The 15,764-nt window shown below is 40.8% G+C and carries 16 protein-coding genes; 7 read left to right on the top strand and 9 right to left on the bottom strand.

Annotated elements, in window-relative coordinates; genetic code table 11:
• Nucleotides 1-29: 29 nt before the first annotated feature.
• Nucleotides 30-1,325, top strand: coding sequence for an adenylosuccinate lyase (purB, locus tag PCY06_RS09645; RefSeq protein ID WP_301390552.1), 1,296 nt, complete (start codon nt 30-32; stop codon nt 1,323-1,325).
• 45 nt (nt 1,326-1,370) lie between these two features.
• On the opposite strand, the gene PCY06_RS09640 is transcribed toward purB, so the two are convergent.
• The 5 genes from PCY06_RS09640 to PCY06_RS09620 form a co-directional block, all read right to left on the bottom strand.
• Nucleotides 1,371-1,937, bottom strand: coding sequence for an NAD(P)H-dependent oxidoreductase (locus PCY06_RS09640; protein WP_301390551.1), 567 nt, complete (start codon nt 1,935-1,937; stop codon nt 1,371-1,373).
• On the bottom strand, nt 1,934-2,530 hold the full coding sequence (locus PCY06_RS09635; protein ID WP_053794291.1) for a TetR/AcrR family transcriptional regulator: 597 nt from the start codon (nt 2,528-2,530) through the stop codon (nt 1,934-1,936). Before PCY06_RS09635 ends, PCY06_RS09640 begins: the two co-directional genes overlap by 4 nt.
• A gap of 251 nt (nt 2,531-2,781) precedes the next feature.
• Nucleotides 2,782-3,495 carry a hypothetical protein gene (locus PCY06_RS09630; RefSeq protein ID WP_053794292.1) on the bottom strand — a complete coding sequence of 238 codons (714 nt, stop codon included), beginning with the start codon at nt 3,493-3,495 and terminating at the stop codon, nt 2,782-2,784.
• A gap of 15 nt (nt 3,496-3,510) precedes the next feature.
• Nucleotides 3,511-4,203 carry a hypothetical protein gene (locus tag PCY06_RS09625; RefSeq protein WP_301390550.1) on the bottom strand — a complete coding sequence of 231 codons (693 nt, stop codon included), beginning with the start codon at nt 4,201-4,203 and terminating at the stop codon, nt 3,511-3,513.
• 582 nt (nt 4,204-4,785) lie between these two features.
• A complete protein-coding gene (locus PCY06_RS09620) occupies nt 4,786-5,652 on the bottom strand; it encodes a helix-turn-helix domain-containing protein (protein WP_060554258.1) in 867 nt (288 codons plus the stop codon).
• A 246-nt stretch (nt 5,653-5,898) separates the two neighbouring features.
• Between PCY06_RS09620 and PCY06_RS09615 the strand changes: the two genes are divergently transcribed.
• Nucleotides 5,899-6,285 carry a hypothetical protein gene (locus PCY06_RS09615; protein ID WP_096754938.1) on the top strand — a complete coding sequence of 129 codons (387 nt, stop codon included), beginning with the start codon at nt 5,899-5,901 and terminating at the stop codon, nt 6,283-6,285.
• 217 nt (nt 6,286-6,502) lie between these two features.
• On the opposite strand, the gene rpmG is transcribed toward PCY06_RS09615, so the two are convergent.
• Together rpmG and rpmF are read right to left on the bottom strand one after the other, a co-directional pair.
• Nucleotides 6,503-6,652 carry a 50S ribosomal protein L33 gene (gene rpmG / locus PCY06_RS09610; RefSeq protein WP_001265622.1) on the bottom strand — a complete coding sequence of 50 codons (150 nt, stop codon included), beginning with the start codon at nt 6,650-6,652 and terminating at the stop codon, nt 6,503-6,505.
• Between the two features lie 15 nt (nt 6,653-6,667).
• On the bottom strand, nt 6,668-6,850 hold the full coding sequence (rpmF, locus tag PCY06_RS09605) for a 50S ribosomal protein L32 (RefSeq protein WP_008809991.1): 183 nt from the start codon (nt 6,848-6,850) through the stop codon (nt 6,668-6,670).
• Between the two features lie 241 nt (nt 6,851-7,091).
• Here rpmF and ilvD point away from each other — a divergent pair, with 241 nt between their 5' ends.
• Nucleotides 7,092-8,798, top strand: a complete 1,707-nt coding sequence (gene ilvD / locus PCY06_RS09600) for a dihydroxy-acid dehydratase (RefSeq protein ID WP_012131032.1) — start codon at nt 7,092-7,094, stop codon at nt 8,796-8,798.
• A gap of 65 nt (nt 8,799-8,863) precedes the next feature.
• On the opposite strand, the gene PCY06_RS09595 is transcribed toward ilvD, so the two are convergent.
• Entirely contained in the window at nt 8,864-9,205 is a 342-nt protein-coding gene (locus PCY06_RS09595) for a metal-sulfur cluster assembly factor (RefSeq protein WP_012131031.1), read from the bottom strand.
• Between the two features lie 180 nt (nt 9,206-9,385).
• Between PCY06_RS09595 and hisS the strand changes: the two genes are divergently transcribed.
• The 4 genes from hisS to PCY06_RS09575 all read left to right on the top strand — a co-directional run bounded on the left by hisS (nt 9,386) and on the right by PCY06_RS09575 (nt 13,773).
• Nucleotides 9,386-10,666 (top strand): histidine--tRNA ligase, encoded by a 1,281-nt coding sequence (gene hisS, locus PCY06_RS09590; RefSeq protein ID WP_012131030.1) that lies wholly within the window; start codon nt 9,386-9,388, stop codon nt 10,664-10,666.
• A gap of 89 nt (nt 10,667-10,755) precedes the next feature.
• Nucleotides 10,756-10,965 carry a hypothetical protein gene (locus tag PCY06_RS09585; RefSeq protein WP_012131029.1) on the top strand — a complete coding sequence of 70 codons (210 nt, stop codon included), beginning with the start codon at nt 10,756-10,758 and terminating at the stop codon, nt 10,963-10,965.
• Nucleotides 10,966-11,096: 131 nt separating this feature from the next.
• On the top strand, nt 11,097-12,851 hold the full coding sequence (gene aspS / locus PCY06_RS09580) for an aspartate--tRNA ligase (RefSeq protein WP_012131028.1): 1,755 nt from the start codon (nt 11,097-11,099) through the stop codon (nt 12,849-12,851).
• Nucleotides 12,838-13,773 carry a YitT family protein gene (locus PCY06_RS09575; protein ID WP_012131027.1) on the top strand — a complete coding sequence of 312 codons (936 nt, stop codon included), beginning with the start codon at nt 12,838-12,840 and terminating at the stop codon, nt 13,771-13,773. Before aspS ends, PCY06_RS09575 begins: the two co-directional genes overlap by 14 nt.
• 228 nt (nt 13,774-14,001) lie before the next feature.
• Here the strand turns inward: PCY06_RS09575 and argS are convergent, their stop codons facing one another.
• Complete coding sequence (gene argS, locus PCY06_RS09570) at nt 14,002-15,690, bottom strand: arginine--tRNA ligase (RefSeq protein ID WP_012131026.1); 1,689 nt, start codon at nt 15,688-15,690, stop codon at nt 14,002-14,004.
• Nucleotides 15,691-15,764 lie beyond the last annotated feature (74 nt).

Below are 15,764 nucleotides of genomic sequence, written 5' to 3'. Positions count from 1 at the left end.
ACATCAAAAGAAAGGAAAAATTAACAACAATGATCAACCGTTATTCTCGCCCCGAAATGGCGAACATTTGGACTGAGGAAAATAAGTACAAGGCTTGGCTGGAGGTAGAGATTCTGGCTGATGAGGCCTGGGCTGAGTTGGGTGAGATTCCCAAGGAAGATGTGGCCTTGATTCGTGAAAAGGCTGGCTTTGACATTAACCGCATCTTGGAGATTGAGCAGGAGACGCGCCACGATGTGGTGGCCTTCACGCGGGCGGTTTCTGAGACACTGGGTGAGGAGCGCAAGTGGGTTCACTATGGACTTACCTCGACCGATGTGGTGGATACGGCCTACGGCTACCTCTACAAGCAGGCCAATGACATCATCCGTGAGGATCTACGTCGCTTCACTGACATCATTGCAGAGCGGGCGCGGGAGCACAAGTTTACCATCATGATGGGTCGTACCCACGGGGTGCATGCGGAGCCGACGACTTTTGGTCTCAAGCTTGCGACTTGGTACAGCGAAATGAAGCGCAATATCGAGCGTTTCGAGCTTGTGGCTGCGGGTGTGGAAGCTGGGAAAATCTCTGGTGCGGTTGGAAACTTTGCCAACATTCCGCCATTTGTGGAAAGCTATGTCTGTGAGAAATTAGGCATCCGTCCGCAGGAGATTTCGACTCAAGTCTTGCCACGTGATCTCCATGCTGAATACTTCTCTGCTTTGGCCTTGATTGCGACGTCTATCGAGCGCATGGCAACTGAAATCCGTGGTCTGCAAAAATCTGAGCAGCGCGAGGTGGAAGAGTTCTTTGCCAAGGGGCAAAAGGGTTCATCTGCTATGCCTCACAAACGCAATCCAATCGGCTCTGAAAACATGACTGGTCTGGCGCGTGTTATTCGCGGTCACATGGTGACAGCCTTTGAGAATGTCTCTCTCTGGCATGAGCGCGACATTTCCCACTCATCTGCTGAGCGGATTATCGCACCGGACACGACCATTCTCATCGACTACATGCTCAACCGCTTCGGTAATATTGTCAAGAACCTGACCGTCTTCCCAGAAAACATGAAGCGCAACATGAACTCGACCTTTGGTCTTATTTTCAGCCAGCGGGCTATGTTGACCTTGATTGAAAAAGGCATGACGCGGGAGCAAGCTTATGACTTGGTACAGCCAAAGACTGCCCAGTCTTGGGACAATCAAGTGGACTTCAAGCCTTTGCTCGAAGCGGACCCAGAAGTCACTTCCCGCCTGACTCAGGAAGAGATTGATGAAATCTTCAATCCTACTTACTACACCAAGCGCGTGGATGAAATCTTCAAGCGCGTGGGGCTGGATTAAACATAAAAAGATAGGCACTTCAAAAGAAGTGCCTGTTTCTTTGTCTTAAATCTGACTGGCCATTTGCCCGATTTTCTTGAGCATTTCTTGGCGTTGTTGGTCTGTTTTGCGTTCTACACTGTTGAGTTCAGTCAGTTTGACTGGAGAAATACCGCAAAGTTTCAGGATTTGATTTTTCAGTACCTTGCCGTAGTCTTGGACAAAAGGCAGGGCAAAACCTGGAGTATTGTGGCTGACGATAATCCAGCCGGACTTGCCTTGCAGGTGGCCTTGCATGCCGACTTTCTTATAAGAGTAGGCAAAGTCAGCGGCAAATACGCGGTCGATAAAGCCTTTGAGAATGGCCGGCATACCGCTCCACCAGATAGGGAAAATGAAAATCAGGTGGTCTGCCCAAGTAATCAAATCTCGGTATTTTGCCATTTCAGGGTCTTTGTGCAGGTCACGGCGTCTATGTTCTTGGTCAAAGCGCAAGATAGGATCAAAATTTTCAGCATACAAGTCCAAGGTTTTCACCTCGTGATTCTTAGAAAGATTGCTTTGAACTTCTTTGAGAATAGCAGCATTGAAGCCTGTTGAGCTGGGGTGGGTGTAAATAATCAAGGTTTTCATGATTGTTCTCCTTTGATATAAATGTCAAGCATGTGCTCGATCGTGCTTTGGATGTCTTGAGGATCAAGGTCTTGTCCGATAGGACTGTTGGCCAGAACAGCTAGACCTGTGATAAAGCTCCAAAAGTGAAAAAGACTTTCCGCTTCGCTATTGCTAAAATTTTCCTCCTCACGAAGCTTTAAAACAAGCTCCTTGAATTTATCAAATCCAGGCAGGTCAGACTCCAAGAGAATGGTGTCCTGGGTCACCTTCATATATTTAAAAGGGAATTTGATAAAAAGAGCTTCGAAAAAATGAGGATAGGTCTTGGCAAAAATAATGAAATTAAGACCAAGCTGGCTCAACTGATCACGCGCAGAACCTGTCGCATCAATATTTTCATTGATTTCCTGATTGAGAAAGAGCGAAAGCCGGGCCAAAACGACCTTTAGATAGCCTTCCTTGCTCTCAAAATGGCGGTATGGAGTGCCGTGAGTTACACCACAGGCCTTGGCGATAGTCCTGAGCGAGAGCTGTTCAATCCCATGTTTTCCGATTTCGTCAACCCCCGTTTGAATGAGCTGTTCTTTCAGCTGGGCAGTATTGCGTTTCATTCATCTCCTCCAAAAGTATACACTGTCTACTTATTTATCTTTAGTATACACTGTCTACTTTTTCTTGTCAAATAAAAATAGGCAAGACTATCACGCTATCCAAAATCTAAAATGAAGCTCTTGTTGCCTATCTTTTAAAAAATGAAAAGCTACTGTGATACAAGTCCATATTACTAGTAGTAAGACAAGGGAGCATAAAAAGACACCCTTTTGAGTCCTAGCTCAATGTGCTAAAGGGTGTCTTTTGATTTTTATTCTTTATCTTTAGTCTCTGGGACTTTCTTGAATTTCACTTTGAAATAGGCGGTTACATCATTTACCTCATCTCGTGATTCTAAAGTCAATGTAAGAATGTCGCCTTCAATACTATAGTTATACGTTTTTTCATTTTTAACATCTGCAATAGAAAGTACGACTAATTGCAAAATATTTGGTGTTTCAGGGAAGGTAATCGTATGATTCTTAGTATCGATTTTACCATTTCTAAGTAAAGAATGGACCGTGTAATCATTGTCGTTAGAATCATAAGTAGTGTATTTCATATGGGATTGATAAGTTGCTAAATCTGTTTTTAACTTGCGAAATCTTGCCTTTATAAAACCGTCTTTAGAAATAGTTGACGCAGAGTATTTCTTTAGGTAGTAATCGTAGAAATTGCCGAGACAAGTTCGCATAGGAGCTGTATATTCAAATTCAACCTTATTGTTAGAAATATTCAATGTAGGTGCTAGATCTTTCCAGCCGTCAGAATAGCTTAGTCGCGTAGCCTTTTCTTCATCAAAGTCTTGATAGCCTAAACTACGTTCAACCGAACTTCTAAAGTCAACAGCTTCCCATTTTCCATCAAGGGTAGAGGTTTTGGCAGTGCTAGAGCTAGAGTTAGAGTTAGAATTATTTCCGCATCCTGTGAGTACAAAGAGAGAGCAGCAAGCGATTAAGAATGCTTTCATATATTTTTTAAACATCTTTGCTTCTCCTTTCTATTTCTTCTCTTGTTTTTGAACTTGTTTGAAACGGAATTCAAAGTGAGCAGGGAGTCCTTCCTTTGTGGTGGTACCGTCTGCATAAAGATAGAGAATACCATCCTTGATCTCATAATTGTAAACGACTGGATCTAATTTATCGCCTACAGAAGCAGGGAAGGAATTAAGAATTGACAACCCTTCTTTAAATGAGATGGTTTGTTTGCTTTTATCAATATCTCCTGTTGCAGAGTATCTGAAAATGCCACTATCATTATCCATGCTTACTTTATATTGTTTGAATCCTTCAGAAAAACTTGACTCGCCTTTATAAACTTCTTTAATGAAATCAGCTTCTGTTGTTTTATCTTTATCTTTGTAAATCGAATAAAAGGCTTTTGCAAAAGGTGTGACATTGTAATCATAACTTAGGTTAACAGTATTCCCGTCAACTTTTAGTGCCATTTTAAAGTCTTTGAAAGCTTCAATGAATCTTGCAAAAGTGATGCCCTTCATACCTTTGGGAATGAACACTTTTTGAATCGATTCAAGTTCGTCTACAGATTCCCATTCTCCAGACAGGATGGCCGTTTTCTGATCAGATTGAGCGACTTTTTTGTCTGTCTTTTGGTTTTGTCCGCAGCCAGCAATCACGAAGAGTGCTAGGAGAGTGAAGAGAGTAAGAATCAATTTCTTCCATTGTCTAGACATTGTAATTCTCCTTTTTAGTTATAATTTTTTATTACTTTTTTGGACTTGACTTTACCTTATTGAACGTCATTATATTCCAAATGAGTCTGTCTTGTTTTATAAAAAATAATCTCGCCACCACATGTGCCATTATTTGGCTTCATTATAGCGTAATTCCTATAATTAAGCTAGTTAGAATCTACATTAAAAGTAGAAATTGGTGAATTTCTGTTATCTAGATAAATTCAATATTAAAGAAACTGTAGCTATTATAAAAACTTTAAATTGATTTTTCGGTTTAGAATAGATAATATAAAATGCAGATATTTTGTTAAAATCAAAAAAAGCCCTTAAAAACAAGATTTCTAGTCATATAGATGGTTTTGGGATCTAAAGTAAGTCTTGCATATTCATCATTTTACACTAATTGCCTTTCAGGAAAATAAGTCTTTTTCGGAAGGTTGGTTTTAAGTGGTATGTCTTTAAATAAAGGCATTAGTAGTAATTTAGGTATAAAAAAGCCAGCCGAAATCTCTCTGCTAGCTTTTCTATATTCGAACATATAAGAATTTTTCTCATATGAATAAATATATTAAAAAGAGTTTAATCACTATTGTAATTAATTAAGTAGTTTTTTATTTTGAGATAGAGCACATCATTTCCGTATAATTTAGCTAGCGTTTTTGCTTCAGTATAATATTGTATAATCTCTTCTTTAGATAGAAATTTTTCACAAGAATTAGCAACGAGAAGAAGTAGAGAAGGCATTTGATATGCTGTATTATTATTTTTACAAAAATCTATGGTTTCTAATGCTGTTTCTAAAGCATCCAGTAATTGACCGTTAATCGTTAAATGATGAGCAAAATTATATTTTAACCGAATATATCCTTCTATATCCTCTTTTAATTGGAAATCTTTTGTTGAATAGATTTGAAGAAGTTTCTTGTAGTTTCTTTCATATTCTTCGTTATAACCTATATTTGAGTAGAAATTTGTTAGAGTATTCAGAGCTTTTAAAAAAATATTTTTTTTATAATCGAATAAAGAGTCAATAAGATTTTTAAGCAACTCGATTGCACTATCTTTTTTATCATAGTTATAAAAGAGTATAATAGCTTCAATCCATGTTAAATAAGATTGTTCATCCTCATTAAATGAATTTGATTTACTTTTTTCAAGGTTGTAAAGATATTCTAAATCAGTGTAATTTCTATGTTCTAAAAGCTTTGAGGACATGGTAATAAACTTTCGTAAATCAGAGACAGTCTCATACGATTCATCGAAAAAGAAGTTTATATCCACTTGAAGTTTTTGTGATAACTTATAAAGAATATCAGCGGAAGGGAAATAGTTCGTTCGTTCGATTTTACTAATTAAACTTTGTTCGCAAATTCCATCAGCCAAATCTTTTTGAGAAAGTCCGAGTGACTTTCTTTTTGTTTTAATTTTATTACCTATTGATTGCATATTAAATCTCGTTTGAAATATTTTATATTGAAATTGATAAATTAATTACTAGTACATAGTATATATCATAAGAGATATATTGTCAAAAATTCAAATATATTTGTAGTTTTAGCAATCATCAAGATCTTAAACAAATCATGTTATATGAGATATTTATTAAAAAAAAACTTAAATGGAATAAAAATTATTGACTTAAAATAATCAATGGTATATAATTTAGTAAAAAGGGATGAAAGGGGTTTTAAAATGAAGGGCGATAGAAGTACATATCTTACTAAAAAATTTATAGTTTTAATGGCAGTAACATGTTTTAGTATTTTTCCATCTGTTATGATTTTTGGGAAAATAGGATTTATAATTTATGGAGTCTTGTTCTTTTGGACTGTAAAGACATCGCTTGAGATCGAGAAAATTAAAAAGCAAAACAACTTAAATATTGTATCGGATTTATTAAAGGATAAAACTACTGAAGAGTATAAAATGATAGAATCAGATGAAAGGGTAAAAAACTTTATAAGTAGTTTAAGTCAGACAAAAATAATATTATATACGGTCGTTGTTGGGGTAATAATAACTCTGTTTTCGGTTCTTATTTATTATCTTATTGCGTGCATTGGAGATATGCTGTTTTAGGTTTTGGTAACATAGTAATAGCTACTACTATTCTTGATAATTTATCTAACAAATGAAAAGACAGTAGATTGATGCTACTGTCTTTTATGTATTCAAACATCTAATTCATTTTATAAAAATCTAGTGATTCAAATGATTTATATTGTGATATATAGCATTTTCTCAAAAAGAAAAAAACCTATGAAATCAACGTTTCATAGGCTTTTCTTTATCTCAATTATTTAACCTCTGTAAACACAACGTGTTTGCGAAGTTTTGGTGAGTATTTCTTCAATTGAAGACGGTCTGGAGTGTTACGTTTGTTTTTAGAAGTAAGGTACAAGCGTTCACCAGATTCTTTGTGTTCAAGTGTAATATTTACGCGCATGGTATCTCCCTTCTATTATTCAGCTGCAGCAGCTTTAGCGATCTTACGTCCTTTGTAGTATCCTTTAAGTGATACACGGTGAGAACGTGAGTAATCTCCAGTAGTTTCGTCAAAAGTTACAGATGGAGCTGTTACTTTGTAGTGAGTACGACGTTTGTTTTTCTTCGCTTTTGAGGTGCGACGTGCAGGTACTGCCATTGTTTGTTTCTCCTTTTAGTTTATGAATTCGATTCAGTTTGATGATTTACATCAACTTTAACAGTATATCAAAACTTTTTTGTAAAGTAAAGTTACTTGACAGATTTTTTTATTTAATTTGAAAATAGCAGAGCAATTATTTTTATAAAATTCTGAAAATTTAAAAATTTCCTTCTGTTCATTTGAGGGCAAGTGTGGTATAATATAGGACACAAAGACCACTGATAGGAAGGGAATAGACATGACAGATAAGCTAGAAAACCGTCATAGAAGTAAGATTTACGATAGCATGGTTAAATCACCAAACCGTGCCATGCTTCGGGCTACAGGAATGACGGATAAAGATTTTGAAACACCTATTGTAGGGGTGATTTCGACTTGGGCGGAAAATACCCCTTGTAACATGCACTTGCACGACTTCGGTAAGCTAGCAAAAGAAGGAGTTAAATCTGCTGGTGCTTGGCCTGTACAATTTGGCACGATTACCGTTGCGGACGGGATTGCCATGGGTACGCCAGGCATGCGCTTCTCTTTGACCTCTCGTGATATCATTGCAGACTCTATCGAAGCTGCCATGGGCGGGCACAATGTGGATGCCTTTGTGGCCATTGGTGGCTGTGATAAGAACATGCCAGGCTCTATGATCGCCATTGCCAATATGGATATTCCCGCAATCTTCGCCTACGGTGGAACGATTGCACCAGGGAACCTTGATGGGAAAGATATTGACCTAGTTTCCGTATTTGAAGGAATCGGAAAATGGAACCACGGAGATATGTCCGAGGAGGACGTGAAACGTCTCGAGTGTAATGCCTGCCCTGGCCCTGGTGGCTGTGGTGGTATGTATACAGCTAATACCATGGCTACAGCCATTGAAGTTCTGGGTATGAGCTTGCCAGGCTCCTCTTCTCACCCAGCTGAATCTGCTGACAAGAAAGAGGATATCGAAGCGGCTGGACGTGCGGTTGTTAATATGCTTAAGATGGGGTTGAAACCTTCTGATATCTTGACGCGTGAAGCCTTTGAAGATGCGATCACAGTGACCATGGCTTTAGGTGGCTCTACTAATGCTACTCTGCACTTGCTAGCTATGGCTCATGCGGCTAATGTTGAGCTGACGCTTGATGACTTCAATGGCATTCAAGAGAAGGTACCGCATTTGGCTGACTTGAAACCATCTGGTCAGTACGTCTTCCAAGACCTTTATGAGGTTGGTGGGGTGCCTGCTGTGATGAAATATCTCTTGGCGAACGGCTTCCTACACGGTGATCGCATCACTTGTACTGGTAAGACAGTAGCAGAAAACTTGGCAGACTTTGCGGATCTGACACCAGGTCAAAAAGTCATCATGCCACTTGAAAATCCAAAACGTGCAGACGGTCCATTGATCATCTTGCATGGTAATCTGGCTCCAGACGGCGCTGTTGCTAAGGTTTCTGGCGTTAAAGTACGTCGCCACGTCGGACCAGCCAAGGTATTTGACTCAGAAGAAGCCGCTATTGATGCAGTGTTGGCCGATGAAGTCGTAGATGGTGATGTAGTTGTAGTTCGTTACGTTGGACCAAAAGGTGGCCCTGGTATGCCAGAAATGTTGTCACTTTCTTCTATCATTGTAGGGAAAGGTCAAGGGGACAAGGTTGCCCTTCTGACAGACGGCCGCTTCTCAGGTGGTACTTACGGTTTGGTTGTCGGACACATTGCTCCGGAAGCTCAGGATGGTGGCCCAATCGCTTATCTCCGCACAGGCGATATAGTAACCGTTGATCAAGATACCAAGGAAATTTCCATGGCTGTCTCTGATGAAGAGCTGGCGAAACGCAAGGCAGAAACAACGATTCCACCGCTTTATAGCCGCGGGGTACTTGGTAAATATGCCCATATGGTATCCTCTGCTGCTAAAGGTGCTGTGACCGACTTCTGGAAACCAGAAGAAACCGGCAAGAAATAGCCAATGTATAACAAAAGAACCCGCTAGCTTTCTAGCGGGTTCAATATTTTTATTTCAATGTTTTTCTATTTAGGACTAATCCCTAGTGCGATACGACCGAAACGGCTGATACGGGTAATTTTCCAAGCAGGTGACCAAGTAACCTCGACAGAGACACTTTCGATCTCATCAATCTTCTTCAGAGAGTCCATGATGGCGATGGGGAGGCTCTCAGCACAGTCGCAGGCTGTATCAGTAAAGGTCATGACAATCTTGCAGTGGCCACTTTCGTCTAGGTTGATCTCATAAATCAGGCCTAGGTTATATACATCTAGCTCTACATCTGGATCGTAAATGCGCTCGAGTTTTTCTACTAGTTTATCCTGAATTGCAGCTGCTCGGTCGTTGATTTTGATATCGTCTCTCATAGGTATCTCCTTCTCTCTGGCTGGAATTGTTTTTATTTTCTCACAATTCTGACATTTTTTCAAGATATTTTCCAAAATGAAAACGGATTTACTTCTTACCGCTGGAAAATGCCATTTGTACTCCTAAAAATGCTGGACTTGTGGTAAAATATAGGTACTAAAGAAGACAGAGGTGAGAAGATGAAATTACAAAAACCAAAGGGAACTCAAGATATTCTCCCACAAGAGTCTGCCAAGTGGCAATATGTAGAAGAATTTGCCCGTGAGACATTTAGGAAATACAATTATGCTGAGATTCGTACTCCTATTTTTGAGCATTATGAAGTTATCAGCCGTTCTGTTGGAGATACGACAGACATCGTGACCAAGGAAATGTATGACTTCTATGATAAGGGCGACCGCCACATCACCCTTCGTCCGGAAGGGACAGCTCCTGTCGTTCGATCTTATGTGGAAAACAAGCTCTTCGCACCGGAAGTTCAAAAGCCTGTCAAGCTCTACTATATGGGCTCTATGTTCCGCTATGAACGTCCACAAGCTGGTCGTCTGCGGGAGTTTCACCAGATTGGAGCAGAGTGCTTTGGATCTAGCAATCCTGCAACAGACGTAGAAATGATCGCCATGGCAGCCCAATTCTTTAAGGAAATTGGCATCACCAATGTCAGCTTGGAGCTAAATACACTGGGGAATCCTGAGAGCAGAGCGGCTTATCGTCAGGCTTTGATTGATTATTTGACTCCACTGAAGGCTAGTCTGTCTGCAGACAGTCAACGTCGCTTGGAAGAAAATCCCCTGCGCGTGCTGGATTCTAAAGAGCCTGAGGATAAGGTGGCCGTAGAGGGTGCGCCGTCTATTCTGGACTATCTGGATGAGGAGAGCAGTGCTTACTTTGCGGCTGTTCGCTCTATGCTAGAGACTTTACAGATACCTTATGTTATCAATACCAACATGGTCCGTGGTTTGGATTATTACAACCACACGATTTTCGAGTTTACGACTGAGGTGGCTGGCAGTCAGTTGACCATTTGTGCGGGTGGCCGTTATGATGGGCTGGTTGCTTACTTTGGTGGTCCTGAGACTCCAGGTGTCGGCTTTGGTATGGGCTTGGAACGTTTGCTTCTCGTCTTGGACAAGCAAGGTGTAGAGCTTCCGATTGAGATGGGCCTGGACGCTTATATTGCTGTTTTGGGGGCTGGTGCCAATGGCAAAGCTTTGGAATTAGTCCAGTCTCTCCGAGCACAAGGTTTTGCGGCTGAACGGGACTATTTGGACCGCAAGATCAAAGCCCAGTTTAAATCAGCGGATATCTTCCAAGCGAAGACTATTATTACCCTTGGAGAGAGCGAGCTGGAAAGTGGCGAGCTGACTGTCAAAAATAATGTTACGCGTCAAGAAGTGACAGTAGCATTCGAAGCTATTAAGACAGATTTTCAGGGTGTTTTGGCCCAAATTGGACTCTAGGCAAGTGAAAGCAACAGGTGCTGGAATTCTATTCCAGCCCTCTGTTTTAGTTGAACAATCACAAACGATCATCTACAAAGGAATATTGAATGAAAAAAATAGTCATGCTCTCCCTTATTCAGGCAGTCGCTTTATTTATCATAACGGGTCTTCTGTGTTTATTTATTAGGGGAGATTTCTTTTTCCGCTATCTAGCTCCTATATTTGGCTTGGCGGCAGGTCTTTTTCGATTTTTAACAGCTATGGTCAGCAAGGCCTTGGCACCTGCTTTATTTGAAGAGGACAAAAAGGCAGACTAGGCTTGAATCGACTCTTTTCAAGCTCTCTTATTTTGCAAAAATTGATTTTTCTAAAAAAATCTTGAGGGACAAGCTTATCCCTCTATCTTTATGGTAAAATAGAACAAGAATTAAAAGTTTGGAGAAAAATAATGAAACGTTCGATGTATGCTGGACGTGTTCGCAAGGAGCACGTAGGTCAAGAAATCACTTTGAAAGGCTGGGTTGCTCGTAGACGAGACTTGGGTGGCTTGATTTTCATTGATTTGCGAGACCGTGAAGGCATCATGCAGCTGGTTATCAATCCTGAGACTGTTTCAAAGGATGTGATGGAGACAGCAGAAAGTCTGCGCAGCGAGTTTGTTATCGAGGTGACAGGCCAGGTTGTTGCGCGTGAGCAGGCTAATGATAAATTGGCAACAGGTGCTGTAGAATTACACGTACAAAGCCTGGAGGTTCTAAACACCGCTAAAACAACTCCTTTTGAAATTAAAGATGGCATTGAAGCTAATGACGATACACGTTTGCGTTACCGCTACCTCGACCTTCGTCGTCCAGAGATGTTGGAAAATCTCAAACTTCGTGCTAAGGTGACCCACTCTATTCGCAACTACTTGGATGAGTTGGAATTTATCGATGTGGAAACACCCTTCCTTTCTAAGTCAACACCAGAAGGAGCGCGTGACTATTTGGTGCCATCTCGTGTCAATAAAGGCCATTTCTATGCTCTTCCTCAGAGTCCTCAAATCACTAAGCAATTGTTGATGAATGCTGGATTTGATCGCTATTACCAAATCGTTAAGTGTTTCCGCGATGAAGACTTGCGTGGCGACCGTCAGCCTGAGTTTACCCAGGTCGACTTGGAAACTTCCTTCCTTAGTGAGCAAGAAATCCAAGACATCACAGAGGGCTTGATTGCGCGCGTCATGAAGGAAACAAAAGGAATCGAAGTAACGCTTCCATTCCCCCGTATGAAGTACGATGATGCAATGGCCCTATATGGTTCTGACAAGCCAGATACTCGTTTTGACATGTTGCTTCAGGACCTGACAGAAGTGGTAAAAGGTGTTGATTTTAAAGTCTTTTCAGAAGCTCCGGCAGTAAAAGCAATCGTCGTCAAAGGCGCTGCAGATAACTATTCACGTAAAGACATTGACAAGATGACAGAAGTAGCCAAGCAGTATGGAGCTAAGGGCCTTGCTTGGGTTAAGGTGGTTGATGGAGAATTAAACGGACCAGTTGCCAAGTTCTTGACTGGTATCCAAGCAGACTTGATAACAGCGCTTGGTCTTGAAGATAAGGATATGGTTCTCTTTGTAGCAGATACGCTTGAGGTAGCCAATGCAACTCTTGGTGCCCTTCGTGGACGTATTGCCAAAGAGCTTGACTTGATTGATAACGATAAATTCAACTTCCTTTGGGTTGTTGACTGGCCAATGTTTGAATGGTCTGAAGAAGAAGGTCGCTACATGAGTGCCCACCATCCATTTACGCTTCCACAGGCAGAGACCGCTCACGAATTAGAAGGTGATTTGGCCAAGGTCCGCGCTATTGCTTATGATATCGTCTTAAACGGTTATGAGCTTGGTGGTGGTAGTCTTCGTATCAACCAAAAAGAACTCCAAGAACGGATGTTCAAGGCTCTTGGATTCTCAGCTGAAGAAGCTAATGATCAATTTGGTTTCCTTCTTGAAGCCATGGACTATGGTTTCCCACCACATGGTGGTTTAGCTATCGGGCTTGACCGCTTTGTGATGCTCTTAGCAGGAGAAGAAAATATCCGTGAAGTGATTGCCTTTCCTAAGAACAACAAGGCGACAGACCCAATGACACAGGCTCCGAGTCCTGTGGCTGCAAAACAGTTAGATGAACTGAGTTTACAAGTGGAAGTAAATGAAAAAGACTAAGTTTTATAAAATCCTACGTTATAGGCTTCGCCGATTGGCCTATAATTTTCGGCTCTTGAAAGTGCTACAGAGCATTTCTAAGGAGAAATATGATGAGAAAATCTCGGCTTCGATTGTCTATGGTTTTCTCTCAGCTGTTGCTGTGAATTTCTTTTTTCAGCCTGGGCATGTTTATTCTAGTGGGGCAACAGGTCTAGCTCAGATTTTTTCTGCCTTGAGTGAGAGATTTATTGGGATGACAATTCCAGTTTCCCTTACATTTTATTTAATCAACATTCCCCTGATGATTGTGGCCTGGTATCAAATTGGACATAAGTTTACAGTTTTCACCTTCATAACTGTCAGTATGAGTTCCTTTTTTATCCAGATTGTTCCAGAGGTGGTTTTAACACAGGACCCTATTATCAATGCTCTTTTTGGGGGCGTCGTGATGGGGACTGGTGTTGGCTTTGCCTTGAAAAATAATATTTCTAGTGGCGGAACGGATATTGTCAGTTTGACTGTTCGTAAGCGGACAGGCCGTAATGTCGGTAGTATTTCCTTCATGGTGAATGGGGTGATTATGCTGATTGCAGGTCTGACTTTTGGCTGGACCTATGCACTTTATTCGATGATTACCATCTTCGTATCCAGTCGGGTAACAGATGCTGTATTTACTAAGCAAAAGAAAATGCAGGCCATGATTATTACCAGTTGTCCAGATAAGGTTATTGAGAAAATCCACAACCGCTTGCATCGAGGAGCTACCATGATCAATGGTGCAGAAGGAACCTACAATCATCAGGAAAAGGCAATTCTGATCACAGTAATTACTCGGGCTGAGTACAATGAATTTAAATACATTATACGTAAAACCGATCCGCAAGCCTTTGTCTCTGTTTCAGAGAACGTCCATATCTTAGGACGTTTTGTGGAGGAATAAGCAAGTAATTGTTGCTTGGATATAACATAACAAATGCACCTTTTTAGGAGGTGCATTTGTTTTACAAATAAAAATAAGACGAATGAAGCAGTAGATTATTCTATGGTCGCTCTTTGATAATATTGTTAGAAAATGCTGTGAAAAAAATGCTAAATCAAGCTGGATCAGTTAGAATACGGCTGGTTGAAAAAATTAAAAATGCGCCCTTTAGAGCGCATTTTTAGCTTCTTACATTTTTTCTGGAGCATCAACACCAAGTAGGCGGAGAGCTTCTTTTAGGACTACGGCTGTAGAGTAGCTGAGGGCTAAACGGCTATCGCGTTCTGGGCTTTCGTCCAAGATCCGTGTGTGTGCATAGTATTTGTTGAAGGCTTGAGCCAAGCTAATAGCATACTTAGCGATCAATGATGGCTCATAGTTATCTGCAGCACGTTTTACAACACGGCTGAAGTCTTGAAGGAGCTTGATGATTTCCCAGCTTTCAGCATCGTTTAGACGATAGTCAGCATTTGCATCAGGTGTGAAATCTGCCTTACGAAGGATAGATTGGATACGAGCATAAGCGTATTGGATATAAGGGCCTGTTTCTCCTTCAAAGGATACCATGGCTTCCAAGTCAAAGTCATACCCATTGCGACGGTCTGTTTTCAAATCGTAGAATTTAACCGCACCGACACCAACTGCATGAGCAACAGCTTCTTTGTTTTCAAGTTCTGGATTCTTGTCTTCAATTTGAGATTTTGCACGGCTGATAGCTTCTTGCAAGGTTGGCTCAAGAAGAATGATATTTCCTTTACGTGTAGACAGTTTTTGGCGGTTCTTAGTAACGAGACCGAAATCTACGTGAGTCATATCATCGCTCCAGTCAAATCCCATCTTCTTAAGTACAGCTTTGAGCTGGCGGAAGTGGTTAGACTGTTCTTGTCCTACGACATAGATACTTTTGACGAAGTTGTAGGTACGAGCACGGTACATGGCAGTTGCAATATCACGAGTGATGTAAAGCGTAGCTCCGTCAGATTTTTTGATCATAGCTGGAGGAAGGTTGACATCATCAAGGTTGACAATGCTAGCACCTTTTGATTCTTCCAAAAGGCCTTTTTCTTCAAGGATTTTAATTCCTTCATCCATCTTGTCGTTGTAGAAGGCTTCCCCGTTTAAGCTGTCAAACTCAACCCCGAGAAGTTCATAGATACGGTTGAATTCCACCAAGCTTTCGTCACGGAACCATTGCCAAAGTTCAGTTGCTTCTGGATCACCATCTTCTAGCTTTTTAAACCACAAGCGTCCTTCGTCATCCAAGGCGGGGTCGTTTTCGATTTCGGCATTGATACGGACATAGAGTTGTAGCAGTTCGTCAATAGGATTGGCTTCGACAGCTTCCTTGCTTCCCCATTTTTTATAAGCGACCATGAGGAGACCGAATTGTTTACCCCAGTCACCCAAGTGGTTGATTTTGATGGTATTGTAGCCCATTTTGCGGAAGATGTTAGAAAGAGCATCTCCGATAACGGTAGAGCGTAAGTGACCAACTGAGAATGGCTTGGCAATGTTTGGACTTGAAAGGTCGATAGTAACATTTTCGCCCTTGCCTTCATTTTGTTGTCCGTAGTCAGCCCCTTCTTTAACTACTTCTTTAATCACTTGACCAGAAATCTCAGCTTTGTTTAAGAAAAAGTTGACATATGGTCCAGTTGCAACAACCTTGTCAAAGTGAGTTGTGTCAATCTTTTCGACAATATCAGCTGCAATAGCTTGAGGAGCCTTGCGTTCTACTTTGGCCAATGAGAAAGCAGGAAAGGCGATATCTCCTAAATCAGAACTTTTTGGCTGTTCGAGTAAATTTAAAATAGCGTCTTGGTCCAGGCTGTCAATCACCTTGGCCAATTCGCTGGCAATGATTTGTTTATTATCCATAGGTGCTCCTTTGAGTCTTTTAATATTACTATTTTATCACATTTTTAAAGGAATCTTCAAATTTTTTGGGTATC

Origin of the sequence: Streptococcus sp. SG1, assembly GCF_030439935.1 — a bacterium.
GTDB classification, from domain to species: Bacteria; Bacillota; Bacilli; order Lactobacillales; family Streptococcaceae; genus Streptococcus; species Streptococcus gordonii.
This window is presented reverse-complemented; position numbering and strand designations above follow the sequence as displayed.